Raw genomic sequence first — 25,988 nt, 5'->3', positions numbered from 1 at the left:
TACCCCCACTCTAAAAATTAATGTTCTTCCACCAATCCTTTTTGCAAGACAGCCAATCCTTTCCCTGGTTCAATATCCATTCCGCAACGCATAGCCGTTCGCTCTACTGCGGCAATAGCAGAAACTAGAATATGTTTATCAACATTGCCCATATGCCCCATTCTAAAACCCTTTCCTGCAAAATCTCCAAGACAACCAGCTGTCTGCGCTCCTTCTTCAGCCAATATTTTTCTAAATGTGGCGTCATCAACAGCGCTTCCTTCTGGGTAAAGGTAAACTGAAAGGGTCGGCGCACGGAATGCTTTCTCTGCGGCTACGTTAAAACCTAACGTCTCAAGAGCTCCATCAAAGAGATCGGCCTGGCGAAGATGGCGTGCATAGCGTTCAGCAATTCCTTCTTCCTTTATGATTCGTACAGATTCTTTAAGTGCCCATACGAGATTAACAGCGGGAGTTCCCCAATATTTAGAGGGATCATGCATTACCGGAAGCCATTTTTCAAAGTCTGCGTATGACTCGGGGATTGTCTCAAGAGAACGTCTTTTTTCCACTGCTTTGGTACTTGCCCAAAGGATTGCAAGGCCAGGGGCAACTCCAAAAGCTTTTTGTGAACATGTAAGAAGAACGTCAATTCCCATTGGATCAACATATTCTTCTGCCCCTGCAGATGCAGCAACACCATCGACAACATAAAGAGCTCCGTGGGCTTTAACAACTTTTCCAATAGCTTCGATGGGAGCCATAACGCCAGTAGACGTTTCCACGTGAGTCACTGTAACCACATCGTATTTTTTTTCGGCAAGCTTTTTTTCCACATCTTCAGCTGTAACAGATGTACCCCATGGGGCAGAAAGAAGTTCGACATCAAGCCCCTTTCTCTGGCACATATCAATAAAACGATCTCCGAAAAAACCATTGGAACAAATGAGAACACTATCGCCTCGTTTGGTAATATTAGCTATGGCCATCTCCATAGCTAATGTTCCTGAACCTGCAATAACGAAAACTTCGCCACTACACTTCCAGAGTTCTTTCAAATCAGCCAAAACTTCTTTGTAATCCTGAACAAAGGATGAGTCACCAAAAGCTACTGTCTCTCTGCCCATTTGATCTTGGATGGAACGGGTTACGGGAGTGGGACCTGGAATCATTACTAACTTAGGGGTTTTAAGCATTTCATGTTCCTCCTTCGCCTTGAAGCTTATTTATTTTTTAAATCTTTTTTGCTCATATTGAAGCAATGCGCTACTTATGGCTTGCGCTGTTTTATGAACCTTATCACCATAGTCAGTTATCATTGCAGAATCAAAACGATATACGGGCGCAGAGAGACTTAACCCTCCCAATGGTTTTAAGCTACCATTTACAATAACAGATCCAACACATCGAAGGCCTTTCTCATTTCGTTCGTTATCCACTGCATATCCTCTTAGTCGAATTTCTTCTAACTCTTCATGAAGTTCCTGTGTTGCATCCACACCTAAAATACGACAAACATCCTCCCACTGAAGAGAGGACAGAATAGCCTTACCTGCAGAAAGGTTAATAAGAGAACCTTTTACTCCTACACGAGAATGCATTCTTACCTGATAAGGACTTTCAAGCTTATCGATATAAAAAAGTTCTTCGCGGTCAAATATAAAGAGATGAATAGTCTCTTTGGTTTCATGATTCAGATTTTCAAGAAAGGGACGTGCTATCTCAGAAAATACAACTTGAGAGCGATATGCATCAGCTAAAAAAAGAGTAGCGGGCCCTATCTCATATCGCCCTTCACGCTCTGTTACGACTCTATGTGTTATGAGACTGTCGAGAATGCGATATACTGTTGCCTTCGGCAAATCCACGCTCTTAGCGATCTCTGTTACTCCAAGCGGTTCCTTGGCGTGTCCCATAAAGAAAAGAATAGAAAAAACACGATCTATAACGCGTATCTGACTTTTGTTTGGGTTCTCCTTATTTTCGACCATTCGTTTCACTCCATGAATTTAAAATCTATTATATGAAATTATTTCTATGGTAACATTATACGAATTTTCTGTAAACATAAAAAAAGGGACAGCCGGCTACGACAGTCCCTCAAAATCATGTTAAAACCTGATTCTTTATCTGTTTTTAGCGGTACTCTTTCGCTTTTTCAACTCCTTGAAGAACACGAAGGGCCCCTTCCGCAAGAGCCTTCATTTCGTCCTCGCCAGGATAGACTATTACTGGAGCAATAAATGATACTCGTTGACGGATTTTCTCAACGAACATTTCACTATAGGCCAAACCTCCTGTTAGGACTATAGCGTCTACACATCCCTTTAGAACAGCTGAACAGGCACCTATTTCTTTAGAAATCTGGTATGTCTGGGCTTCAAAAATAAGGGATGCCTTCTCGTCATGATCTTCAACGATTCTACGTTGAACTTCCCGTAAATCGTTTGTTCCAAGATGGGCAACAAGACCTCCTCCACCAACCATACGCTTCAAAAGGCTGTTAAGATCATACTCTCCACTAAAGGCTAAATGGACTAATCCACCTGCGGGAAGGGAACCTGATCTTTCAGGTGAAAATGGACCTTCGCCATCAAGGGCATTATTTACATCAACGACTCGGCCGTGATCATGGGCACCGACCGATACGCCTCCTCCCATGTGGGCAACGATAAAATTACAGTCATCAACTTTTTTACCAATCTCTGCTGCAGCACGTCGCGCAACAGCTTTCTGATTAAGAGCATGAAATAAAGACCGCCGTTCAATCTCGGGCAAACCGGAAAGACGAGCTTCGGGAATCATTTCATCAACAACCACAGGATCGACGATAAATGCTTTGTTGCATCCGCCTTCCTGCGCTAAGTGAATCGCTAGAGGAGCACCTAAATTACACGCATGAGAACCATATCGGCACGAACGTAAATCATCTAACATAGGCTCGTTTACAACATACGTTCCGCCTGGAATAGGTTTTAGCAAGCCGCCACGTCCTACTGCAGCGTCAAGAGAGGATAAATCCGTATTGTGAGAATCTAGTGCCTTTCTTATTTCATTGCGACGGAATTCTTCTTGATCTGAAATTGAGGGAAATCGCTTAATGTCATCTACGCTATATCGTTGAGTGTCGCTCCAAAGCTCTGTTCCGTCTTCATAAAGAGCTACTTTTGTGCTCGTGGAACCAGGGTTAATTGCTAGCACTCTCATTTTTTTCCCCCTCAGTTTTTAAGAAGGGCTACATTATGTAGCCCTTCCATATATTAAAATTATTATTTTTCTTCAAAGGATGAAAGGAGAACTGCTGCTGCAATGGAAAGGAGTTTAGCTCTGGGTGAATCTGCTCTGCTTGTAAGAATAACTGGAGCGGCTGCTCCAAGAATAAGTCCTGCTGTCTCATTCTTTGAGAAGTAAACAAGAGCCTTGACCATCATATTGCCAGCCTCAATATCTGGAACAAGCAATACATCAGCCTTACCAGCCACAGGAGAAACGAGACCCTTTGTTTTAGCAGACTCTTCACTTACAGCATTATCAAGGGCAAAGGGACCATCAACAACACAATTCTTTATCTGACCTCTGCGATTCATCTGAGTTAAAGCAGATGCATCTATAGTGCAAGGCATATCGGGATTAACTACTTCGACAGCTGCTAAAACAGCAACTTTAGGTTCCTCAACGCCAAAAGCCCTTGCAAAATTGACAGTGTTCTGAAGTATATTTGCTTTAGCGGGAAGGTCGGGATACATATTAAAGGCCGCATCTGCTACAAAGAAAACTCTGTCATATCCTTCTACTGAATGGAAATAGCAGTGTGAAATCGTGTTTTTGCCTTTTCTAAGACCAACTTCCTTATTAAGCATTCCCCGAAGAAAATGATTGGTATGAAGCTGTCCTTTCATATAGATGTGTGCCTGACCAGAAGATACTTTTTCAACAGCCGTCATAGCCATTGCAGATTCTCCTCTGGGCTCATCCACAACCTCATAGTTAGCAAGATCAACACCTGCTTCTTTAGCTGCTACTTCAATCTTCTCTTTGCGTCCAACGAGAATTGCTTCAGCAATGCCAGCAACACGAGCCTCTTCAATAGCAGAAAGCAGACCCGCATCTTCTGCCATTGCAACAGAAAGTTTTTTCGGCCCTTTTTCTGCACCTATCTTTTTCGCATATTCAAGTAACTGAGACAAAGAACGAATTTGTTCCATGAGTATAAAGAACCTCCTTATATAGATTAAAAATATATTTATTCCTTACTTGCAACGACAGCACCCAAAGCTATGGAGAGCAGTTTTGTTTCCATTGAATCAAAACGACTCGTCAAAACTATGGGTTTTTTCGCTCCAAGGATAACACCTGCCCCGCGTCCACCTGTCATATAGAGCAATACTTTTCCGATCATATTTCCTGCTTCAATTGAGGGAACAAGCAACATATCAGCTTTTCCTGCAACAGGAGAATCTATATTCTTTATTCGAGCGGCCTCATCGCTTACTGCGTTATCAAGAGCAAAGGGGCCATCAACAGTACAACCTTTGATTTGTCCACGTCGGTTCATTTGTGTCAAAGCCGCAGCATCTAGGGTGGCGGGCATATCGGGGTTTACAACCTCAACGGCTCCCAACGCAGCAATGAGAGGATTGCTCACACCAATCTTATGGTAACATTTTACAGCATTTTCAATAATACCAACCTTAGCATTTAGGTCAGGATACATATTCATTCCACCATCAGATATTCCTAAAATTCTGCGATCGAGAAGTGGTATTTCGAAGAGGAAAAGATGAGAAAGTAAAGAGCCTGCACGTAGCCCCCACTCTTTGTTCAAAACGGCATGAAGCAAAACAGCTGTCTTTACAAAACCCTTCATTAACAAATCAGCATCTTTCGATGAAACCATTTGCACCGCTTTTTCTGTAGCTGCGTAGTCATTCTTTTCATCTACAAAAGAAAGTCCCTCAAGGTCAAAACCATGCGCTTCCGCTTTTTTCTTAATTTGTTCAGAATCTCCAACAAGAATCCCATTAATTAATCCTCTCTTATGGGCTTCGCAAACTGCTCCAAGAACATCGTCCCCATAAGGGCAAGCTACAGCTAGATTCATGCGTCTTCCTGTTTGGCATAATTCAAGCAGAAAGTCGAGATTATGCATCATGTCTACCACCGCCTCCTGCAACCCTTTGTTCATAATTTTGAGCTTGCTCCTCGCCTCTTAACACACGAAGAGCCCCCTCAGCCAGCGCCTTCATTTCGTCTTCCCCTGGGTAAACAAGTACTGGCGCAATCCATTGTATTCTCGTCTGTAACAACGCGACAAAATCACTATCATAAGCGACTCCACCAGTAATAAGAATAGCGTCTACGTCTCCAGACATAGCAATTGCCTGAGCCGCAATTTCTTTAGAGAAATGATATGCCATTGCTTCGTAAACAAGCTTGGCTTCTTCATCTCCAGATTCAATTCGCTTTTTTACCTCTCGAACATCGCTGGTTCCAAGATATGCCTTCATTCCCCCATTACCAACTAACCTTCGAAGTAAGTCTTTTTCGCTGTATTTACCACTAAAACAAAGCCTGGCTAAATCTCCGGCAGGCAAGCCTCCAGCCCTTTCTGGTGAAAAGGGACCGAAATCATTTCCGCTGTTAAGATCGACCATTCGCCCCTGACAATGAGCACAAACAGTTGACCCACCTCCTATATGCGCAACTACAACATTTAACTTATTCCATTCTCGCCCAAGATCTTTAGCAGCACGACGAACTGTCGCCTTGATATTAAGGGCATGGGCTAGCGAAACTTTAGGAAGCTCAGGGAAACCCGTGATACGAGCGATATCGTTCATTTCGTCAACAGCGACAGGGTCGACAATAAAGGCAGGAATATGACGAGGTCGGGCAATGGCATCAGCGATGATGCCGCCAAGATTCGATGCGTGTTCCCAAGGTTTACCTACTCTTAGACGTTTCAATAATGTATCATCAACGGCAAAAGTCCCACCAGGAATAGGATCAACAAGACCTCCTCGCCCAACAACTGCACTAAGTTTATCAAAAGAAGAACCATGAGAAAAAGCCGCTCTTTCAATTGTGGCAAGGCGAAATTCAAATTGATCCGCTATGGCTTCAAAGTGTGCCAACTCGTCAGGATCATGCCGAACCGTTTCTCTCCACTGTTCCTCATCATCATGAAACCAGGCAACCTTCGTGCTTGTGGATCCAGGATTGATGGCTAACACTTGGAATGCCATAAAACGACCTCCCTTGATTATAATTTTGCCTACTCTCACTATTGCTCTACTTTATATATTATTGAATATCTTTTTATATTTTATCCCAAAAAACTCCATTTGTTTCTTCAAAAATTGAAAGACATGCATCTACAACTCTACTATCAAACCATATATTCCGTTTTTTCTGTATTTCTTCCAAAGCTTCCTCAATGCCCAGTGCCGGTCGATAGGGACGAAAAGAAGACATGGCTTCTACAACATCTGCTACACAGATTATTCTGGCTTCAATAGAAATCTCATCGCCTTTCAACCTACGGGGATACCCAGTTCCATCTATATGTTCATGATGTTGCCTCACTATATCAGCAATGGGCCATGGAAAATCAATAGCAGAAAGGATATTTGTCCCCAAATTTACGTGATTTTGAATAATGGTAAATTCTGCCTCGTTAAGACGTCCAGGTTTGCTCAAAATTGAGGAGGGGATAGGGATTTTACCTATATCATGAACAAGGGCTGCGTAATAAACAGCTGTTATTTGCTCTTCTGTAAGATTCATTTTTTCGGCAATCCTTCTTGCAAGCAAGGCAACTTTTTGCTGATGATCTGCTGTGTAGGGATCCTTTATTTCAAGTAATCGGCTCATTAAGTGGAATGTCTCTTCAAATGTTTTCGATAGTAGCTGTATATTTTTTTTAAGCACCTTTTCTGTTTCATTGCGTAAAAAAGCAGAACTCAACAAATGAGAATAAATTCCTAAAAGCCCCTCAATAATATGTTCATTTTCATTATTCCGCACAAAAACGCTACAGATACAACCAGCAGTGATCCCTTCTTTTAAAAGAGGAAAAAGAACCATCGTTTCATTCTTACGAGGCAATAGAATTGCATTCTTCTCTGAGGTGTTCCAAGTAAAGGGACTATCATCCAAAGAAAGGAAAGGCTGAGACTTCAATGTTCGCCGCAAAGGTTCCGTCTCATCAAAAGAGAGTGTAAAAAAGCTATCTTTTTCTTTCTCTCTCTCGTGCCTGACATATGCTCTTCCGTCTTCATATTCGCTTCCGCTAAAGAGAAATATAGCCATATATCGGGCATTTAAAAAAAGTCTCAATTCATGAAGAGATGTATAAATAACATTTTCGACCTCTTGTCCTTTAACAAGTTGAGCTGAAAAGGAGGAAATGATTTCTTCGGACTTTAAGTGCTTACGGATAATATTTTCATTTTCTTTACGAGAGGAAATATCAGTGTAGATACCGTAACTACCACGATATACCCCGTTTATCATTAAGGGAAAACCTGAAATTGATACTGGGATAACATTTCCATCTTTACATACTCTTGATGTTTCATTTTCCGATATAACGCCCCCCAATGTCGTTATGCGTGTAAGATTTTGGGCGTGTTGTTGTAATGTCCCTCCTTTTGTCAAAAGGAAGTCAATTTCTTTACCTTTAACTTCATCTCGACCATAGCCAAACATTCGAAGGAAGGCACGATTAGCCCGCAGAATCTCACCTTTAGCATTTGTAAGGATTGTTCCGTGGGGTGAGTTTTCAAAAAGTTTTTCTAAATGCTCTGTCTCTTTTCGTAATTCTGATATTTCTTTTTTAAGCAACTTATCATTAAAATAAAGAGCTGGAACCAGCATTGCAAGAATAATTATTATGGCAATATTTATACCTATGATTCGCCTATACCGATAAAAAAAAGTTTCTGGTTCACCAAGCAGAATTGTCTTTCTTGGCAAACTACGAATAGAAATATTTTGTTGCCGAAGTTCCGAATAATTAGCCATAAAGACAGGGATATCCTCCCCTATTGGAATAGATGCCGGTGCCTTACCTTTAAGTATTTCTATGGCAAGCTCCGCTGCTTGCTTCCCGTGATGTTCTGCTCGCAAGACACTCCCACCAATGGCTCCATTTCCAACCATCATTTCCCACACGGAAAAGATCGGGAAAGAAGTCTCTTTTTGTATAAAAGCAATCGTTTCATCGGTGGGGAAAAAATGTCCTTCACCATCTTGAAAGTATATTAATAGGAAAATAATTGTTTGAGGCGGAAGTTTTTGAAGCTCCGTGGCTAAACTTTCGTGAGGCAATCCAATTAAATCAATTTCATTAATTTTATCTTTAAAAAATCTCATTTCTTCTCGTAGCTGATTTATAACCCACATTCCTGTTGATGATAAATCGCAAATAACAGCAACATTTTCTGTAGAAGGGAACATTTTTAAGGCAAGATTCATCGTCCCCTTGATATCCAATTTTTCTATAACTCCAGTTGTAAGACTATCTATTTCCACTGGCAGAGAATCTCTGCTGTTCACCCCGCAAAATACAACAGGGACATGAGGGAAAATTCGCCGCCCAGCATGACGCATAAAAGTGTAGGCATCATCATCGCTACAAATCACAACATCTGGAGTTCTCTTTTGGTACTTTAAACGAAGAGTGTTTTCCAGAAAGAATGTATACCGCTTAGGACTAGATCTTTTGGCATCAAGATACTCAATGAAAACTCTAGTGTTTATGTCACTTTGAAGAAAAGTATTTAATACTCCTCTGCTTATTCCATCGCTCCACGGGAAACCTTTATGATAAGAATGAAGAAGAAGAACTAAGCGTTCTTGAGCATAGGCTCCTGTAGGAAGGTAAAATAATACCCCTAAGATAAGCGAAATAAAAAGGACTCTGCCTATCTTTATCCTAAAATATGCAGCTCTATTGCTTGTTTTTTTGCCGCCTTCGAAGAAAAAAAGCAGGGCCCCTTCCCCCTTTTGCTTGCACATATATATTAATAATACCATTTCTCATGGCTTTCAAAAAAGAGATGCAACATACAATCTTCCACGTTATAATGGCAAACGGCGTCAGAGATCGAAAGAGGTGACAATTGTATGAATCTTTGTTATATCGACGGGAAATTTTTACCCCTCAATGAAGCTCAACTTCCTGTAACTGATTTAATTATCCAGCGAGGCGTTGGAGTATTCGAGACAATATGCACTCACTCAAGAAAGCCACTCATGTTGACTCCTCATCTTAAACGTCTTGAAGGATCGGCTGTTTCTTCGTCTATAGTCATGCCCCTTACCCTAGAGAACATTGCTCGCATTATTCGTGAAGGAATTCAAAAAATGGGATGCGAAACAATGATTCGTCCCTATATTACTGGTGGAGACTCCTTCGGTGAAAACCATCTTTTCAATGAACCAAGATTTTTTGTAGTTTTTGAAGCTGTACAAAAGCCTAATCCAGATATCTATAAAAAAGGAGTCATGCTCCACCCCATAAATGCAGAGCGGTACCTTCCAAGCACAAAGAGCATAAATTATATGCTTTCTTTCACTGGGCAAAAGAATGTCAAAGGAGCTTATGAAATTTTGTATTGTCCAGAAGGAGAAATCGTAGAAGGAGCCCACAGCACCTTCTTTCTCGTAAAAAATGGGCATCTTATTACGGCGCCAACAAGTCGGGCTCTCTCTGGTACAACACGGCAAATTATACTTGAACTTGCCAAGAGAGAGAGTATTCCAGTTGAAGAACGATGCCCTCTCTTATCAGAATTAAAAGATGCAGAAGAAGCCTTTATCACGGGAACAGTAAAAGAAGTTGTACCCGTTGTTAAAATAGGCGATCAAATAGTGAGTAATGGAACACCAGGAAAATTAACCCAGCATCTACACCATATTTATCTTTTAAATATTGATGAATGGCTCGAATAAAAAGTTTCTAAAGAGATGAAGTGTTAAAGATTTCAACACTTCATCTCTTGTTAAATTTTTAAAAATACAATTTTTTATGCTATGCACAAAAAACAGGCACCTACAAACATAAAAATAACCCCTTTTATACGATAACGGATGTCTTCTCCCAAAAGAATCGAAGATAAAATAACTGTAACAACCATGCTTAACATAGAAAGAGGTTCCGCTATACTTACCTCTATAGATTTAAACGAAACAAGAAGGCATAAATAAGCATACGCATTAATAAACCCGCTTATCAGAGATACCCAAGGACGATCTTTAAAAAGAATAAATACTTCTTTCGCTGTTCCTTTCAAAAACATAAAAAACCCCAAATAGATCGCTATAAATAAATAGAGGAAAAATGAATAAAGAACTGGCGAAGCAGAAGTCGAATTTCCCTTATCTATAACTCGTCCCACAGCAACAAGAAGAGAAGAGATCATCATCATTTGACACGGTCGATCAATAAGCAACGCCTTTACAGAAGAATAGATATTCTTCTGTTTATTGAGAAAGGTCGCGCCGTAAAGCAGAACAAGAAGCCCAACCACCTTAGAAACAGACAACGTTTCTGAAAGAAAAATTATGGAAAGAAAAAGCAAGAAGAGGATATTAAAGTTAGAAAGAGGTGCTACAAGGGATGCTTCACCTTCTGCCAAAGATTTGATATATAGAAGGAATGCAAAAGCATAAATTAGACTGCTTGTCGCTACATATTTTAAAAAGAGCCAATCAATATTTCCTTTTAGAATGATTGCTATGGCGAAGGGAAAGAGAAATAATGCCGCTAAACCAACAAACAACATCAAGGCAGCGCTAGGATTTGCTCCAGTACCTAATTTTTTAACAACAATTCTTTCAAAACCCAACATAATAATTCGACCAATGAGTGCTATATAAGCCAGGATCATCGAACAATACGCCACCCTTCATGTCATAATTAATGCAACAGTTATTTCCCGGGAAATAACGTATGTATATAAATGTTTATAAAAGTAGTTAATATAATCTTATCATCAATACGAATTAGTGCTACTCATTTTGTCGTATTTAATAAAAAATAAACATTTTTTAAACTTTAAGACAAAGGGGTAAAACAATGAGAAATAAAAGAATTCGTTTGATTCAAGAAGGAGTGGACGGAGAAGGGCCAGTTATTTATTGGATGAACAGAGATCAACGAGCAGATGACAATTGGGCACTCTTATTAAGTCAGGATTTTGCGATTCGCCACAAAAGAAAGTTTTTTGTTGTCTTTTGCTTTACACCTATTTACTTACAAGCTTCTTATCGGGCATATCATTTTATGCTCAGTAATTTTAAAGAAGTAGAGAGTAAACTTTCACTTTTGAATATCCCCTTTATATTATTAGAAGGAGAAGCTTCTAGTGCTCTACCCCAATTTATTCATAAAAGTAAGGCATCTACACTTTTTACTGATTTTAATCCCCTCCGTATTAAAAAAGAATGGCTTGATCAATTAAAAAGAAACATAAATATTCCAATATATGAAGTCGATGCCCATAATATCGTTCCATGTTGGGAAGCATCGCCAAAAAAAGAATATTCAGCACACACTTTTCGCCCTAAAATTTTAAAAAAAATCGCAGATTTTTTAATTTCCTTCCCTCCTTTAAAATTTCATCCCTTCAACGAAGACAGTATTTCCAGTAAGATTAGCCCAGAGTCTCTACTTAGAAAATATAAATACTTAAAACAAGAAATTCCAAAGTTTTTGCAAAAACCAGGATATGTATCTGGAATGGAACAACTCCAAAGATTTATTCACACTAAATTACATCTCTACAATGAGTATCGAAATGATCCAACAAAAGATTGTCTTTCAGATCTTTCCCCCTTTTTACATTTTGGACAAATTTCATCGCAACGTGTTGCTCTTACTATAAATGAATATGCTAAAAACAATAACAAAGTGAAAGCTCAATCTGATATTTTCTTAGAAGAACTCATTATCAGGAAGGAGCTCGCTGATAATTTTTGTTTTTATACCCCTGATTATGATTCCCTTAACGGGCTCCCTGATTGGGGACAAAAAACACTTAACGAACACAGAGAAGATAAAAGAGAGTTTCTTTACTCCTTAGAAAACCTTGAAAAAAGCAACACCCATGATCCGCTATGGAACGCATGTCAAAAAGATATGATTTTTTATGGGAAATTACACGGTTGGTTGCGCATGTACTGGGCAAAAAAAATATTAGAGTGGTCTAGGTCACCAGAAGAAGCACTTAAAAATGCTATATACCTCAATGACGCCTATGAAATCGATGGACGAGACCCCAATGGATATACTGGAATTGCATGGAGTATAGGAGGTCTTCACGATCGTCCTTGGCCTGAGCGAAAGGTTTTTGGAAAAGTGCGTTATATGAACTATAAAGGGGCAGAGAGAAAGTTTCACGTGAAACAATACATCGATGAAATCATTGCAACAGCAATAAATGATCAACATTAGTCAATGTCTTCGTTCTCTTTTTAGGTGCCCCTTTTATTTATAAAAACTATATTTACGAAATATTTCTAGGAACCATGTTTGATTTCTTAAGGAGAGGCAAAATTTTCCACGCAAGAGCTGATGCTCCTATTCCTTTTATTACATCTGAAATAATGAAAGGGAACACTCCTATTTGCAAAACCTTTAACCAACCTACATTTTTACCTGCTATAAAATTCAAATTCAAATAAAGACCCAATGTCCCCACTGTATAAATGAGAATAAGGCCTATTAAGGGCGCAACTCCATATCTCACAAAAAAAGGCATTCTCTCGTTATGCGAAATAGATCCAATACAATAGGCCGCGAAAATAAAACCAATTAAATAGCCAAAAGTTGGAGAGATAAATACTTGTATTCCTCCTCCCGATGTGAAAACGGGCAAACCTATAAGTCCAAGCATCACATAAAGAAATTGTGATAAAAATCCATATTTGGGGCCCAAAACAAATCCAGAAAGGAAGACGAAGAAAACATGTAATGTCATGGGAACAAAGGGGAAAGGAATACGTATTTGAGCTCCTACTGCCGTTAAAACTGCAAAGAGAGACGTTAAAGCCATTGATCGTATCGAAAATCTCACAAACAGCACCTCCTATTGTCAACTCCAATATTATATAGGTTGACAATAGGAGGTGTAAAGAGCTACTTTTTAAATATAAAAAGAGAACGAAGAAGTTGACCTAACTTGACCTTAATTATCTTCCCACTTCCATTCTTCAATAAGAGATTGTCCTTGAAGATCACATAGATACGATTCTAAGGCCTTTTCCATAGATAAGGGAACACAACAGTTAAAAGTTACAACTTCCTTAAAAGAAGGGATGAATGTTTCTTCTCTCAACCCCATATTTTTAAGTTGATAGAGTAATGAACTATAAAAAGAATAGGGAACTACAATAATACAATTCTTCTCAAGATATGCCTTTTTACGTCCGGCCCCTTCTAGGCATAAAGACGCTGCTTCTCCATATGCTTCTATAAGTCCTCTTACTCCAAGTTTTATCCCACCGAAATACCTTGTCACCACAAGAGTTACATTTGTTAGCCCAGAATGGAGTATGGCACCCAATATTGGTTTACCGGCTGTTCCCGAAGGTTCGCCATCATCGGAATAATATTCAAGCACTGGCTCGACACCTAATCTATATGCCCAACAATTATGAGTCGCTTGTTTATGTTCCTGTGAAGTTTTTAAAATATATTCTTTGGCTTCTTCTTCGTTTTTCGTAAGGGCAGCATGAGAAATAAAAAGAGAACGCTTTATCTTTATTTCATATACTGCCTTTCTTGCAGGCTCCCAAAACTCATCTCTCATCGCTCAAAGGCCATGCCTTTTTGATTTTCTTATATGTCTCTTCAAGACTCTCTGCTATAACCCTTGTATCACCTAAAACTGGCATAAAATTTGTATCTCCATTCCATCGAGGAACAATATGCAAATGAAGATGTCCATCGAATCCAGCTCCGCCAACTTTACCAAGATTAACACCTAGATTAAACCCTTGGGGATTCATAACTTTCTTTAGAACTTTTAAACAATGCCCCGCCAAATGATGCATTTCTAAAAGCTCTTCGTCTGATAAGCTTTCATACAGAGCAGTATGACGATAGGGAGCAACCATAAGGTGACCTGGGTTGTAAGGGAAAGCGTTGCAAATAACAAAACAACATTTTCCCCTATAAATAATCAGATTCTTTTCATCTTCATTCATTTTAGGGAAGTCACAAAAGATGCATGATTCCTGTTTGCTCGAATTTGCTATATATGCCATTCTCCAGGGTGCAAATATACTTTCCAAAACGAATACACCTCCAAAATTGATACTTATGATGTTTCACGTGAAACATCATAATATAGTTTTAGTCTTTATTGAAAGGCTAAAAGAACATATCTTCCGCATCGTCATTAATTTATAATGAATTTTTATAGTTATGTCATGCATGCCGTAGGGAGGTATATGTGAAGTGGTCTACTTTTTGTTGCGTTTATCATTTTTCGTTTTTTGCCAAATTTGCCGCAAGTTCAACCAACCTTGCCACAGCCCTATTGCAGCACCTAATGTTGCACACAACATTATTGTTGCATCCGGATATCCCATAGAGGCAAGCTTTTTGCCTATCAGATACCCTAATACAATATAACCTGATATGAGCAAAGCTGTAGCTATAACCTTGCCAAAGAGAATAAGATCCGATTGCCCCTTACGAATTTTAATCCCCTCCTATTTATTTCCCGGGAAATAAAATATCTGCTGATTCTTCTATAAGTTTTGCTAACATCTCTATTTGTGAAATTGTTAAACCCTCTATAGATAACCTTTTCTTTATACCTGCACCTGAAATTTTCATATTAACACCATGCTTTTGGGTTACTAATTGCACCGACTGAGGATAATCTTCTTGAGGACGATGCTTTACTGGAGTAATTTTTTCTTGGCTATCCGTTTTTAATTTCTTCACCATTTCTTCTAATTTGCGAACTGATATCCCGTCTCGAACAACTCTTTGAGCTAATGCCAACATCTGGTTTTCAGTCTCTAACCCTAAAAGAGTACGACCGTGACCTTCTGATATTTCTCCTCTATCTATCATATTTCGGAGTTCTTCAGGAAGCTGCAATAACCTCAACTTATTCGTAAGAAGTGTACGACTCCAACCAATTCGCTGTGCTAAATCTTCTTGGGTTAAAGAAAAAGAATCTAAAAGCTCTTTAATAGCCCGAGCAACTTCAACTGGCGAAAGATCTTCCCTTTGTATATTTTCTATGAGAGAAATTTCTTGAACATCCTTCTCTGTGCCCTCAAAGAAAAAGACTGGAACTTCCTGTAGTCCAGCTATTTGAGCAGCTCTCCAACGACGCTCTCCTGCAACAATTTGATAACTATTTTCAAGCTTACGTACAACAAGAGGTTGTATGATGCCATGCATACGAATTGAATCAGCGAGTGCCTCTAGTTTTTCTTTATCCCAAGATTTTCGCGGTTGATTTTCGTTAGGTTCAAGAAGAGATAGAGGAAGTGTTGTTATATCATGTGTACCTTTTTCTACATTATCTCTAGCCCCTGGAATTAAAGCTCCAAGCCCTCGTCCTAACGCTTTGTTTTTAGATGCAGCCATCGTGTCGCAACCTCCCTGGAAAATAATGTATAAGACTGAGCCCCCGTACTGGCTGGTTCGTAGTATGTTATTGGTTTGGCGTAACTTGGTGCCTCTGATAGCTTTACGTTACGAGGGATAACAGTAGAAAAAACAATCTCCCCAAATTGCCTTCGTACCTCTTCTACCACATCGTGGGCAAGACGTGTTCGAGAATCAAACATTGTAAGAAGAACCCCATCAATAGATAAGTCAGGGTTGAGGCAGTCACGAACAAGTCCTATTGTTCTAGCAAGCTGACCAACGCCTTCTAAAGCATAATATTCACACTGAATAGGCACTATCAACTTTTGCGCAGCAACAAGAGCATTAATTGTCAACAAACCTAAAGAAGGGGGGCAATCGATAATAGCTACATCATAGTGATCAAGCTTAGCCATATGTCTTCGTAAACACGTTTCACGGCTAATAATAGATGCAAGTTCCACTTCTGCTCCTGCCAGGTCAATTGTAGCTGGAAGAAGCGAAACGCCCTCCCACGGAGTAGCAACAAGGGCCTCTTGGATAGATGCTCCGCCAAGAAGGACATCGTATAAGCTTACATTGACAGCGTCAGCTTCAATGCCCAAACCACTGCTACAATTACCTTGAGGATCCATATCAACAGCCAAAACAGAATATCCCAATCGTCCTAATTCTGCAGCAAGATTTATGCATGTAGTTGTCTTGCCAACGCCACCTTTTTGGTTCGTTACAGCTATAGAAAGCACAATGTCACCTCCACCAAAATTTCCTTTCTGCCATTCCAGTTTTTCTTGGGAATTCCTTTGAACATGGCTGTTTCTTTTGCCATATTAAAAGGAAATGTTCTTTTCCATTAAGAGAATAAGGGAAGACAGAGGGGGCAGAAAGACCTAAACGTTTTTCCTTTCCGTTAAGAGGTTCTATTTCTTCTTTATACAACGGTCCCTTAAACGCAAGAACCTTTCCTCCCAAGGAGACAAAAGGAGAGAGGTATTCTAATAATACACCTGTTCCTGTAACCGCTCTCGCACCTGCTAGAGAAAAATGCTCTCTCCGTTCTAGAGCATATTCTTCAGCTCTACTGCATACAATACGAACATTTTCCAGCTTTAAAAGAGCGGTTAACTCCTCCAAAGCTTTGCACTTTTTTCGCACGCTATCCAGAAGAGTTATAGTCAAGTCGGGTCTGCAAATTGCCCAGACAACACCGGGAAGTCCGCCTCCAGTACCAACATCTATAATATTTCCTTCAGGAGGAAGTAGTGGAACAGAATAAAGACAATCTACGATATGTTCCGACCAAAGGGTCTCGGGATCTTGCGGACCAGTTAAACGGACCCGTCCAGAAAAAGAGACAAGTCCCTCAATATATTTTAAAAGCATTGGGCGATTTCTTTCTGCTATTTCAGCAACTAGATTTTCATTACAATACAAGTCCACAAAACCTTCCTCCTCATTATCTGAACACACAGTATAATTATTATAGAATAGCATATATACTGCAGACTGATTTAGAAATGGAGGCAAGAGAGTGCGCTTTTTTGAAAAACTCATAGCTCAAGCATTAAAAGAAAAAGATTCTTCAATAGAAGGTATTGTGCTTGGTTGGCATGCAAGCGTTGTTCGACTTAGAGATGGGCGAGTGGGAATAGGAACGGTTCCTCCTGGAGATAAGATTCCTCTCGACACTAGAGAAGAGCATACGCGTCATTTACTTTCTTCATCTGCCCACGGTCTTGTTTCTCTATTTGCCTCACCTTATCCACAAGAATTTGCAGTTGCTTCTGCAATTGTTTCTGCTCTTGTACCAGCTTCTAAATGCTCTCTTCCCCTTGATTCAATTGCAGGAATTCCAGAAAATGACTCTGTCGCCGTCATTGGTTACGATAAAATCCTTATTCCTCATCTCAGAGATTGGGGATGGAATATGTCTATTCTTGATAATCAACGTGAGGCTCCCGATATTTTTCCCGAACATGCCGCTTCTGAAAAATTACCTTCATGTCAATGGTGTTGGTTAACGGCCGAAGCCTTCAGAAATAGGTGGTTTACATTTATTCAACCGTATATTAGTCACATGAAAGGCATATTTTTACAAGGGCCTGGCCTTCCCTGTTTACCATCCTTATTTCGAGAAGCAGGCATTACACATCTTATTCTACCTACAATATCCCCAACTGAAGAAATGAACGTGACACAGTATATATCTGCAGGCGGGCACCCGATGCTTTGTCGAGACATTTCATGGAATGTATATTTCCTATGAACCTTAAAAAAATTACTACGTTATGCATTGCTTTTCTTATTTTTTTCTCTTCCGATTTATGTGCACAAACATGCTCCTCTTTGATTCCTGTCGTAGTGACGCAAGTTATTGATGGAGATACTATTGTCGTTCAAATGCCTGACGGAAAGTCTGAACGAGTACGTTATCTTCTTATTGATACGCCTGAAATACATCACCCTCGGCGAAAAAAAGAAGAACTTGGAGAATTAGCATTTCGACGAAACAGAGAACTTCTAGTTTCAGGAGAGGCATATCTTGAATTCGATATTGAAAAAAGAGATCGTTACAACCGCCTCCTTGCCTACATCTGGAGCAAAAATAAACAAGGATTTTTACTTATTAATGCGGAGCTTATACGCAATGGACTGGCACTTCCACTTGTTATAGCTCCTAATGAAAAATATATTCATACCATTCAGAAAGCTTGTTCAGAAGCAAAGAAAACACAGGTAGGATTGTGGAAAAAAGCTTCACGACGATTATTCACACCAGAAGAGATCTGGACCTTTTTGCCCTTCATAAGAGGACATTTTATTCTTGTTGCCGCTACTATTAAAGATATTTCAACAACACAATCCAGAACGCTCTTTAAGGATGGAACTTTTTCCCTTATTATCTATAGAAACAATATGGATAGGTTTCGCCATTTTTCTTTACGCGAAGGAAATCAGATTCTTATTATGGGGAAAATATACAGTAGCTATAAAGGAAGTGAAATCATTTTAAGTGATCCTTCTCAGATAATTTTAATTAAACCTTAAAAACTTCCTAGTGGCATGAAAAAAACTCTCCACAAGAGAATAAGTTGTCCACATTCCCCATAAAATCCAACAAAACCCTTGACAAATCCACTACTTTTCCACTAACTTATCCACTTATCCACACCAATATAAGAACACTTTACACCCTATATGTGGGTAATTCTTAACTGAAAAATTAGAATTATCAGTATCGTATTACATACGTACTCTGGCCGATGACAAATTCTGTATAAAAGGGTATTGTAAACATTGACTTCAGCTTGATAAAAATTTGAGGTGTATTTATGAAGAAACAATATAGGCTTTTACTTGCCTTAATGACAATATTCACCGTAGGTGTTGTCTTTATATATGTGTTCAGCCAGATTAATTTTGGCACAAAAACTTTTCGTTCTGCTATAAAGGAGTTTTCTGAATCTCAATCTCTTTACTCTTTATCAATAGGAGCAATTGAAGGGAATCCCCTTTCTGGATTCACTATACATGATGCTGAACTCTCCACGCGAGAAAATCCTGTTGGAAAGGTTACGCTTATTTTTGTTAGACCGTCTCTTTTTTCTCTTTTGACGAAAAATCCTACGATACGCTCTCTTCACTTTGAATCGTTTTTCTTTTCAGCAGATAATATTATCCCATTGAGCGTTGCTTCAAAGGAGGAAAAGAATTTTTCTCTTCCTAGTACTCTTCATATAAGTATGGAAGATGGAGTTATAGAAAAATCCGATTTAGGTAATATTGCCATAGAAAAAGGACGCTTTCTTCTGAAAGATGGAGATTTTGACGTTAAAGCTCGTGGCAATATTAATGCGCTTTCAGTACAAGTAGAAGCATCTGGGAAAGCAGAGGAGAGTAGCGTTCTCATTCAGAATCTTACTGCAAAAAGCCAGAAAAGCCGCATCGTTCTTTCTGGGCGTATAATTCCTGAAATTATTCTTAGCGGCAATATTGAATCTTTATATATGGCGGACCTTCAAAAAGCATCTGCTGCCCTGTCAAAAGAAGAAAACGTAATAGCTACAGGACAAGCCTCATCCAGCTTAATGATTCATGGACAATGGCCTGATCTTGTAGTAGAGGGAAATCTTTCAATTGATAATGCTAATCTTGATGGTTTTCTCCTTTCTAAAACAAAAAGTCTCTGGACTTGGAATGGAACAACTCTCAGTTTTACTGATATAAAGGGACACATATTCGAATCTCCAGTTAGCGGCTCTATTAGTATGACACGAAACCAAGGCGTGCACTTTGATCTTTTGGGTGAAAATCTTCATACTTCAAAGTGGTACGAAGTTTTTCCATGGTTAGATTTCGTTCAGGGAAATGTTGAAAAAATGCATGTAAATCTGGTAATAACAGGCCAAACAGAGAAAGGATCCGTCAGTTTCTCTTCTCCATCCGCCATTGTCTCAAGCTTTCCCCTTGAAAACATTCATGGAGAAGTTGTAATTCACCCCGACAACACTCTATCTTTGCAAACTCAAGGAGAATGGCACAAAACCCCTGTTGATGGGCAAGGAACAATCTCCCTTCAAGAAGAAACACTATTAGATCTTTCCTTTTCTACTAATCGGCTAAATTTAAAACGTATTAGTGAAATTTCTAAAACATCTGATTCTCTACGTTTAGAGGGAGACGCTTCGGGAATGATATCCATAAAAGGCCCTGCGTCTTCTCTTTCCATCGCTGGACAATTTCGTTCTGACCGTATTCGTTTTAATGGATCATTGCTTAACAATATTTCTTTAGACTTCGAACAACAAGGGAATCTGACAAAAATTTCATCTTTCAATGCCCTTTTAGGGAAATCTTCCATATCTGGACAGGGAACTCTTTCTAATCTTTTCACGGAAGAAGAGATTCTCATTGACCTCAAGGGGGAAGGGAAGGGTCTTGAAATTTCTTCTCTGGAAGAGAGCATGCCCTCTATAAAAACATTAAAGGCGCAAGGTCCTTTGTCACTTACGTGGGCATATTTCGGCCCACTTTCAAAGCCGCAGCTTACCTTCAGTGCTGAAACAACAAAAGCGACTCTTTTTGAAAATATTTCTCTTGAAAATATCTTTTTATCAGGTCAGTATGAAAAAGGGAATTTGAAGATAGAAAAAATGGAAGGAGGAGCACTCGGCGGCCTCGTCTCGTTAGCTGGAGATATCTCTCTCGAAAAGAGTGTTCCTACTATGCAAATGGTCGGAGAGCTTCGTAAAATCAACCTTGCAAATGTATCGAGAGAACTTTCTCATTGGCCTTCTTTTGAAGGCAATATCTCTAGTACATTCAAAATATCAGGAAATCTCGCTACTCCTTTGTTAGCAGCATCTCTTGAGGGAGAAGATATTTCAGTTATGGGCGTTATGTTTAAACGCTTCAGCATGGAAACAGAGAGCACAACGGAAGGGATATTGATTAAAAAAGCAGAGGCAGCTCTTGAAGATTCAATTTTAACAGCTGCTGGAAATATTTCTTATGAAAATGGAATCATGCTTAATATCAACGTTCCTCCAACTAATATACAAACGCTTATAGCACCTTGGTATCCAGAAACAGCGGTGGGCGGCACGATAGCTGGAGAAATTTCAATTTCAGGGCCTTTTACTAAACCTTCAATTAATGCTAAAGCCTCTATGCCGGTTGTCCATGTTGGGGATTTTTCCTTCAACGATGTCGTTTTCTCTATCCTTCCAGAAGAAAAAGGCCTTCTTACCTTTTCTCTTGCCGGGATTCATAAGAAATGTCCGGTTTCTCTTAATGGAACAATTACTCCTGATCCCAGTGGATGGCACATTTTACTATCTACAACAGATGATGGTTTACCCCTAGAAAAATTAACAGCAAACGGCAACAATGAAACATACTTTTCAGGAGCGTTACACGTGTCTCTAGACAGCATGATAACCAAGGAAGGAATGACCGGAGAAGGTATCATTACATCACCTGAGGTAAAATTATATGGGTTCTCTCTCTCTCAGCTTAGCTTGCCTTTTGAAATAACACAGCAAGGGTTGATTGCCATTGCGAAAGGAAGCGCGAATGCATATGACAGCGAAGGAGAGATCTCGGGTTCCTTTGATCCTCATAAATTTCGCTGGGAAAGCACTATGAACTTTGAAGGGATGAATCTTGAGAAGGCCTCGGCTGATTGGTTAACAGCTCCAGGAAAAGTTTCAGGAATAGGAACATTGAATCTTAAAGTGTCTGGGACTCTCGGTCAGTTAAAATTAGTATTCGGCAATGGTTCTCTCTATGCTACAGAGGGAGCTCTTTCCGGGTTCCCCCTGGTGAAGAAGATCAGCACATCCGATGAAATTCGTTATCGATCTATTCTCGCCAATTTTAACGTAGATGGAAAAAGTTTTTATCTTCTTCCGGGAAGCCGTGCCGCTGCCTATCCAGACGACACCATATACAGATATTTTACAGCCAGTGGTACTGTAGGAATAGGAGATAAAAGTATCTCTCTAAAATGTTTGGGAGATATAAATTTAAAAGCATTAAATACATTTTTAGGAGCAATCCGCGGACTCATCAGCGTCGGAGATAATATTACAGATCCGCTCTTACTCCAAAAATTTCTTTCCGGACTGGTTGGGGGATATTCAGTACGCGATTTTCGAGAGACAAGCTTTACACTTGCAGGCACATGGAACGATATGAAAATGTACGATTTGAAAGTTTCACAACCAATACAATCAACTCCTATTCCTTTTGACAGTACTTTTTCTGATGAGAAAGAAAAGGAAAAAGTTGATGACATAAAAATAAAGTTATCCTTCCCTACGGGAGAGGGAAAAGATAACTCTTTAAGCCCTGGAGAACAGGTGAAAAAACAACTTATGGAAAACCTGCTTAAGCAAATCATAAAACCCGGAGAGAGCGGAGACGATTCCACAACTCCCTCTGAAGGAGATTCGCAAGATAGCACTACTGACACGCAACAATAATTCAGAGGGGGCAACAATTGTTATGGGAATTACAGTCCGCCAAATGCTTCGCATTCCAGAATTGAATAGAATGAAAGTCGTCGCCGGAGAAAGTGGATTAGATACAAACTATGTCACAACAGTAACTGTACTTGACGCTCCAGACATACAACGATGGGTACATGGTGGAGAATTTGTTATTACATCTGGATATATCTTAAAAGATGATCCTGATTCTTTGGTGCGAATTATAGAATACCTCAGTCAGGGTGGAATGGCAGCTATTGGCATTAAATTAGAGCGGTTTTTAAAAACACTCCCTCCCAACGTTAAAGAAGCGGCCGATCGTCTTCACTTCCCAGTTGTTGATATTCCTATTGATTATGCTTTTAGCGATATTATCAATCCTGTTCTTTCGCGAGTAGTCAATGCGCAAGCACAAGAACTCCGCTTTTCGGAAAAAGTAAGTCAATCTTTTTTTGAACTTATTATGAACGGAGAAGAAGTCGAGCCTATCCTCAATAACTTACGCAATTTTATTCACGTAGACATTGCCTTTATTGATACATTTTTTGGGCAAAGCTATTTTTGTGCTCAATCTGATGCTTTTGTAGAAATTATCAAAGAGACCAATCTCCCTCAACTTATTAGAGAAATTCCCAACCGTCCTGTAGCTATCGGGGATAAAATTTACGGCTACCTTTTTTTTGATGTTGATGCCCAAGATATCCAAAAAAGCTGGGGGATCTCTCTTTCTCATGCCATATCAGCCCTTCTCATATCTACACAAAAAAAACTAGCAAAAAGCGAAGCAGAGAAACGCTATAGAGATGAGTTTGTTCAAGATATTTTGTTAAAAAATGTTCGCTTTGAAAAAGAAGTCTGGAACCGAGCCCAACTCTTCAATTGGGATTTACGCGGCCCTCAAACTGTCGTAGTTGTTGATATAGATAACTATAAACATCAGTTTGAAATGGCAAAACAAATCGATGAAGCTGTAGCAAATCTCGAAGAAATAAAAAAACGAATTTACTACATTGCTACATCAATGATAAAAATGAAATTTTCTAATATCCCGTATGCAGAGATGAGCGACTCCATTGCCTTCATACTACCATCGCCGTTTACAGAGTATGAATCTTTCAAAAAAAAGCTATACTCTACCATTTCTTTAATGCAACAAGAAGTTGCTAAAAAAACAAAATTCTCTGTTACAGTGGGTGTTGGCAGCATAAAAGACAGCATCTTCAGTTGCTATCAAAGCTACGATGAAGCTCGAAAAGCTCTCGAAATGATACGCAAAACGTGTGGAACCGGACATGTAATCTTTTGGAAGGATTTAGGCGTCTACAAGCTTCTTGGCAATCTTTACAACACAAAAGATGCTGTAAATTTTTATTATGACTATATTGGGAAACTTATTGAGCACGATAAAAATAAAAAAACGCAACTTGTCGGAACCTTAGAAAGCATAGTTCGTTGCAATTGGCAATTAAAAGCTGCCGCTGAAGAACTGTCTATACATTACAACACTTTAAAATATAGATTCAGAAAAATTTGCGAGCTTATGGAATTTGATGTCTATGACAGTGAACAACGATTAAATGTTGCGCTCTCATTAAAATTGTACCTCATGGACAAATATCTTGACAAATAATAGTATTTTAGTTTCTCCTGTTCTAAAATACTCTTTTTATTGTATCTATAAGACATATTATTATCATTTTTATTGTACGCCAGAAACGATGAATCCCCCTCTTTTACAAGATAGAATCACTTCGTGAAAATCAAAACTAAATTAATTTTTCATCATTAGGCTTTATGTAACGAATTTATTTAATCATAATCTAATCGAAGGCACACTAAGGAGGTGACAACTCAGACTCACAACTATTGAGCGTGTAATAGTGTTTTAATCGCTATGAAACTGTTCATACTTCAATGGAGGTGTTATTATGCCGGAAGCAGTACTTCAAGCAGCGAATGGCTGGGGTGTGTGGGCTATTGCCATCGCAATCGTAGTTATAGTTCTTATTCAGTCTCTTCTGTATATCCGCCTTTCTTTTAAAACTGCAGACCAGATCGGTTTCCCCAGAGAAAAATGTGTTCAGGGTCTTCGTGCTGGTGCCATTTCAGCTATTGGTCCTTCTATTGCCGTTTTTATCGTTATGGTTGGTATGATGTCCGTTGTCGGTGGACCTATCACATGGCTCCGCCTTTCCATTATCGGTGCTGCTCCCACAGAGCTCACCGCTGCAACAGTTGGAGCTGAGGCTCTCGGTGTCAAATTCGGTTCTGCAGATTACGATATGATGGCATTGGCTACCTCTTGGTGGACCATGACCATTAATGGAACAGGCTGGCTTCTTGTTACAGCCCTGTTTACACACAAGCTCGAAGATCTTCGAGAAAAAATCGGCGGTGGAGATGCCAAATGGCTTGCCATCGTTTCTGGTGGAGCCATGCTCGGTTGCTTCGGATTCCTCAATTCCAGAAATATCATGGCTGGATTCAAGGGCCTTCAGGCTGGTACTGCTGGTGGCGGCGGCCCTCTTTATGCAGCCATCGGTGGTCTTCTCGGTATGGTCTTGATGTTGACCCTTGCCAAGAAACTGACCTGGCTTAGAGAATATACCCTCGGAATAGCCATGCTTATCGGAATGGCCGTAGCCGTCATTCTTGTTTAGTTGAAGGAGGGATCTCATTATGGTATCTCACGACGAATTTGAAAATATATGGAAAAAACCAGTTATAAAAATAGGCGTTGTCACTGTATTGATTCCTATGCTTATGTGCTTCTTACCCAACCTGTACCTCTATATGAAGTTTGGCGTTTTTCCTCCTATCTCTGTAGCATTGAAGTCATGGGGCATGATTGCAGCTATCTTCGGCGCTTTTTATGTTGTTGAACCTGTTTCATACTATCCTGTTCTCGGTCTGACAGGAACATATATTTCCTTCTTGAGCGGAAATATCGGCAACCTTCGTTTGCCTTGTTCCGCAGTAGCTCAGGAAGTTGTTGGAGTAGAAGCCGGAACTCCTGAAGCTGAAATTATTTCTACTCTCGGTGTATCAGGTTCTGTTGTTACCAACCTTTTCTTCACAACATTGGCAGCTGTCGCTGGAGCAGCTCTTTTGGCTATTTTCCCCGAACCTATCGCTATCGCCTTTAAACAGTACACTGTAGCCGCTATCTTCGGTGCTGTTTTTGGACAGTTCACCCTGAAATATCCCAAATTGGCAGTCGCTGGTTTTGCTATTCCTCTGCTTCTTTACACTGTAGCCCCTGCCGTAGGTTTAACATACCTCACAAAGACCTGGGTTGTTATCGTTGCTTCCGTTTTCGGAACGATAGCAGTAGGCCGTCTTCTCTACAAGAAGGGCCTGCTTTAGGAATTAAACATCAACCGCAGCGCCGCATC

Annotated in this window: 22 protein-coding genes; 8 read left to right on the top strand and 14 right to left on the bottom strand. The window is 39.7% G+C overall.

The annotated features are described in order from the left end of the window. Window positions 1-17 precede the first annotated feature (17 nt). From RBH88_RS11515 to RBH88_RS11485, 7 genes are all read right to left on the bottom strand, one after another. Window positions 18-1,175 (bottom strand): alanine--glyoxylate aminotransferase family protein, encoded by a 1,158-nt coding sequence (locus RBH88_RS11515; RefSeq protein ID WP_213692070.1) that lies wholly within the window; start codon window positions 1,173-1,175, stop codon window positions 18-20. A gap of 30 nt (window positions 1,176-1,205) precedes the next feature. Then, window positions 1,206-1,970: an IclR family transcriptional regulator gene (locus tag RBH88_RS11510; protein ID WP_307879678.1), complete on the bottom strand. Its 765-nt coding sequence runs from the start codon at window positions 1,968-1,970 to the stop codon at window positions 1,206-1,208. Window positions 1,971-2,115: 145 nt separating this feature from the next. Beyond that, window positions 2,116-3,186: a butyrate kinase gene (gene buk, locus RBH88_RS11505; RefSeq protein WP_213695281.1), complete on the bottom strand. Its 1,071-nt coding sequence runs from the start codon at window positions 3,184-3,186 to the stop codon at window positions 2,116-2,118. Window positions 3,187-3,248: 62 nt separating this feature from the next. Continuing rightward, the gene (locus RBH88_RS11500; RefSeq protein WP_213692067.1) at window positions 3,249-4,184 is read right to left on the bottom strand and encodes a bifunctional enoyl-CoA hydratase/phosphate acetyltransferase; all 936 of its coding nucleotides are present in this window, start codon (window positions 4,182-4,184) and stop codon (window positions 3,249-3,251) included. Window positions 4,185-4,222: 38 nt separating this feature from the next. Then, window positions 4,223-5,131 carry a bifunctional enoyl-CoA hydratase/phosphate acetyltransferase gene (locus RBH88_RS11495; protein WP_307879677.1) on the bottom strand — a complete coding sequence of 303 codons (909 nt, stop codon included), beginning with the start codon at window positions 5,129-5,131 and terminating at the stop codon, window positions 4,223-4,225. After that, window positions 5,121-6,224 carry a butyrate kinase gene (gene buk / locus RBH88_RS11490; protein ID WP_307879676.1) on the bottom strand — a complete coding sequence of 368 codons (1,104 nt, stop codon included), beginning with the start codon at window positions 6,222-6,224 and terminating at the stop codon, window positions 5,121-5,123. The genes RBH88_RS11495 and buk (RBH88_RS11490) overlap by 11 nt, the downstream gene beginning before the upstream one ends. 73 nt (window positions 6,225-6,297) lie before the next feature. Continuing rightward, window positions 6,298-9,018 (bottom strand): ABC transporter substrate binding protein, encoded by a 2,721-nt coding sequence (locus tag RBH88_RS11485; RefSeq protein WP_307879675.1) that lies wholly within the window; start codon window positions 9,016-9,018, stop codon window positions 6,298-6,300. 90 nt (window positions 9,019-9,108) lie between these two features. On the opposite strand from RBH88_RS11485, the gene RBH88_RS11480 reads away from it, so the two are divergent. Next, window positions 9,109-9,936 (top strand): aminotransferase class IV, encoded by an 828-nt coding sequence (locus tag RBH88_RS11480; protein WP_307879674.1) that lies wholly within the window; start codon window positions 9,109-9,111, stop codon window positions 9,934-9,936. 74 nt (window positions 9,937-10,010) lie between these two features. Here RBH88_RS11480 and RBH88_RS11475 read toward each other — a convergent pair whose 3' ends face one another. After that, on the bottom strand, window positions 10,011-10,874 hold the full coding sequence (locus tag RBH88_RS11475; protein WP_307879673.1) for an EamA family transporter: 864 nt from the start codon (window positions 10,872-10,874) through the stop codon (window positions 10,011-10,013). A 188-nt stretch (window positions 10,875-11,062) separates the two neighbouring features. Here RBH88_RS11475 and phrB point away from each other — a divergent pair, with 188 nt between their 5' ends. Continuing rightward, on the top strand, window positions 11,063-12,439 hold the full coding sequence (gene phrB, locus RBH88_RS11470; RefSeq protein WP_307879672.1) for a deoxyribodipyrimidine photo-lyase: 1,377 nt from the start codon (window positions 11,063-11,065) through the stop codon (window positions 12,437-12,439). Between the two features lie 52 nt (window positions 12,440-12,491). Here the strand turns inward: phrB and RBH88_RS11465 are convergent, their stop codons facing one another. The 6 genes from RBH88_RS11465 to rsmG form a co-directional block, all read right to left on the bottom strand. After that, window positions 12,492-13,061 (bottom strand): biotin transporter BioY, encoded by a 570-nt coding sequence (locus RBH88_RS11465; protein ID WP_213696080.1) that lies wholly within the window; start codon window positions 13,059-13,061, stop codon window positions 12,492-12,494. Window positions 13,062-13,172: 111 nt separating this feature from the next. Beyond that, window positions 13,173-13,796, bottom strand: coding sequence for a YigZ family protein (locus RBH88_RS11460; RefSeq protein ID WP_307879671.1), 624 nt, complete (start codon window positions 13,794-13,796; stop codon window positions 13,173-13,175). After that, window positions 13,786-14,280 (bottom strand): HIT domain-containing protein, encoded by a 495-nt coding sequence (locus RBH88_RS11455; protein ID WP_213691851.1) that lies wholly within the window; start codon window positions 14,278-14,280, stop codon window positions 13,786-13,788. The genes RBH88_RS11460 and RBH88_RS11455 overlap by 11 nt, the downstream gene beginning before the upstream one ends. Window positions 14,281-14,707: 427 nt before the next feature. Then, complete coding sequence (locus RBH88_RS11450) at window positions 14,708-15,598, bottom strand: ParB/RepB/Spo0J family partition protein (protein ID WP_213696078.1); 891 nt, start codon at window positions 15,596-15,598, stop codon at window positions 14,708-14,710. After that, window positions 15,571-16,350: an AAA family ATPase gene (locus tag RBH88_RS11445; RefSeq protein ID WP_213691856.1), complete on the bottom strand. Its 780-nt coding sequence runs from the start codon at window positions 16,348-16,350 to the stop codon at window positions 15,571-15,573. The genes RBH88_RS11450 and RBH88_RS11445 overlap by 28 nt, the downstream gene beginning before the upstream one ends. Window position 16,351: 1 nt before the next feature. Continuing rightward, on the bottom strand, window positions 16,352-17,041 hold the full coding sequence (gene rsmG, locus RBH88_RS11440) for a 16S rRNA (guanine(527)-N(7))-methyltransferase RsmG (RefSeq protein WP_213696142.1): 690 nt from the start codon (window positions 17,039-17,041) through the stop codon (window positions 16,352-16,354). 91 nt (window positions 17,042-17,132) lie between these two features. Between rsmG and RBH88_RS11435 the strand changes: the two genes are divergently transcribed. The 6 genes from RBH88_RS11435 to RBH88_RS11410 all read left to right on the top strand — a co-directional run bounded on the left by RBH88_RS11435 (window position 17,133) and on the right by RBH88_RS11410 (window position 25,959). Further along, window positions 17,133-17,867, top strand: coding sequence for a Rossmann-like domain-containing protein (locus RBH88_RS11435; RefSeq protein WP_213691854.1), 735 nt, complete (start codon window positions 17,133-17,135; stop codon window positions 17,865-17,867). After that, window positions 17,864-18,649: a thermonuclease family protein gene (locus tag RBH88_RS11430; RefSeq protein WP_213696143.1), complete on the top strand. Its 786-nt coding sequence runs from the start codon at window positions 17,864-17,866 to the stop codon at window positions 18,647-18,649. Before RBH88_RS11435 ends, RBH88_RS11430 begins: the two co-directional genes overlap by 4 nt. A gap of 284 nt (window positions 18,650-18,933) precedes the next feature. Beyond that, on the top strand, window positions 18,934-22,587 hold the full coding sequence (locus RBH88_RS11425; protein ID WP_307879669.1) for a hypothetical protein: 3,654 nt from the start codon (window positions 18,934-18,936) through the stop codon (window positions 22,585-22,587). Window positions 22,588-22,609: 22 nt separating this feature from the next. Continuing rightward, window positions 22,610-24,223 carry a PucR family transcriptional regulator gene (locus tag RBH88_RS11420; RefSeq protein ID WP_213690357.1) on the top strand — a complete coding sequence of 538 codons (1,614 nt, stop codon included), beginning with the start codon at window positions 22,610-22,612 and terminating at the stop codon, window positions 24,221-24,223. A gap of 298 nt (window positions 24,224-24,521) precedes the next feature. Next, window positions 24,522-25,253 (top strand): DUF5058 family protein, encoded by a 732-nt coding sequence (locus tag RBH88_RS11415; RefSeq protein ID WP_213690356.1) that lies wholly within the window; start codon window positions 24,522-24,524, stop codon window positions 25,251-25,253. Window positions 25,254-25,272: 19 nt separating this feature from the next. Further along, window positions 25,273-25,959 carry a hypothetical protein gene (locus RBH88_RS11410; protein ID WP_213692049.1) on the top strand — a complete coding sequence of 229 codons (687 nt, stop codon included), beginning with the start codon at window positions 25,273-25,275 and terminating at the stop codon, window positions 25,957-25,959. The last annotated feature ends 29 nt before the right edge of the window (window positions 25,960-25,988 follow it).

Source organism: Aminobacterium sp. MB27-C1 (genome assembly GCF_030908405.1).
In the GTDB taxonomy this organism is placed as follows: Bacteria; Synergistota; Synergistia; order Synergistales; family Aminobacteriaceae; genus Aminobacterium.
The sequence above is the reverse complement of the archived record's forward strand: the minus strand, read 5'-3'. Positions and strand labels throughout refer to the sequence as shown.

What these genes read in the sequence shown, in the direction of transcription:
- RBH88_RS11515 (WP_213692070.1), bottom strand. Translation starts at nt 1,175, where the DNA reads ATGCTTAAAACCCCTAAGTTAGTAATGATTCCAGGTCCCACTCCCGTA.
- RBH88_RS11510 (WP_307879678.1), bottom strand. Translation starts at nt 1,970, where the DNA reads ATGGTCGAAAATAAGGAGAACCCAAACAAAAGTCAGATACGCGTTATA.
- buk (WP_213695281.1), bottom strand. Translation starts at nt 3,186, where the DNA reads ATGAGAGTGCTAGCAATTAACCCTGGTTCCACGAGCACAAAAGTAGCT.
- RBH88_RS11500 (WP_213692067.1), bottom strand. Translation starts at nt 4,184, where the DNA reads ATGGAACAAATTCGTTCTTTGTCTCAGTTACTTGAATATGCGAAAAAG.
- RBH88_RS11495 (WP_307879677.1), bottom strand. Translation starts at nt 5,131, where the DNA reads ATGATGCATAATCTCGACTTTCTGCTTGAATTATGCCAAACAGGAAGA.
- buk (WP_307879676.1), bottom strand. Translation starts at nt 6,224, where the DNA reads ATGGCATTCCAAGTGTTAGCCATCAATCCTGGATCCACAAGCACGAAG.
- RBH88_RS11485 (WP_307879675.1), bottom strand. Translation starts at nt 9,018, where the DNA reads ATGGTATTATTAATATATATGTGCAAGCAAAAGGGGGAAGGGGCCCTG.
- RBH88_RS11480 (WP_307879674.1), top strand. Translation starts at nt 9,109, where the DNA reads ATGAATCTTTGTTATATCGACGGGAAATTTTTACCCCTCAATGAAGCT.
- RBH88_RS11475 (WP_307879673.1), bottom strand. Translation starts at nt 10,874, where the DNA reads ATGATCCTGGCTTATATAGCACTCATTGGTCGAATTATTATGTTGGGT.
- phrB (WP_307879672.1), top strand. Translation starts at nt 11,063, where the DNA reads ATGAGAAATAAAAGAATTCGTTTGATTCAAGAAGGAGTGGACGGAGAA.
- RBH88_RS11460 (WP_307879671.1), bottom strand. Translation starts at nt 13,796, where the DNA reads ATGAGAGATGAGTTTTGGGAGCCTGCAAGAAAGGCAGTATATGAAATA.
- RBH88_RS11450 (WP_213696078.1), bottom strand. Translation starts at nt 15,598, where the DNA reads ATGGCTGCATCTAAAAACAAAGCGTTAGGACGAGGGCTTGGAGCTTTA.
- RBH88_RS11430 (WP_213696143.1), top strand. Translation starts at nt 17,864, where the DNA reads ATGAACCTTAAAAAAATTACTACGTTATGCATTGCTTTTCTTATTTTT.
- RBH88_RS11425 (WP_307879669.1), top strand. Translation starts at nt 18,934, where the DNA reads ATGAAGAAACAATATAGGCTTTTACTTGCCTTAATGACAATATTCACC.
- RBH88_RS11420 (WP_213690357.1), top strand. Translation starts at nt 22,610, where the DNA reads ATGGGAATTACAGTCCGCCAAATGCTTCGCATTCCAGAATTGAATAGA.
- RBH88_RS11415 (WP_213690356.1), top strand. Translation starts at nt 24,522, where the DNA reads ATGCCGGAAGCAGTACTTCAAGCAGCGAATGGCTGGGGTGTGTGGGCT.
- RBH88_RS11410 (WP_213692049.1), top strand. Translation starts at nt 25,273, where the DNA reads ATGGTATCTCACGACGAATTTGAAAATATATGGAAAAAACCAGTTATA.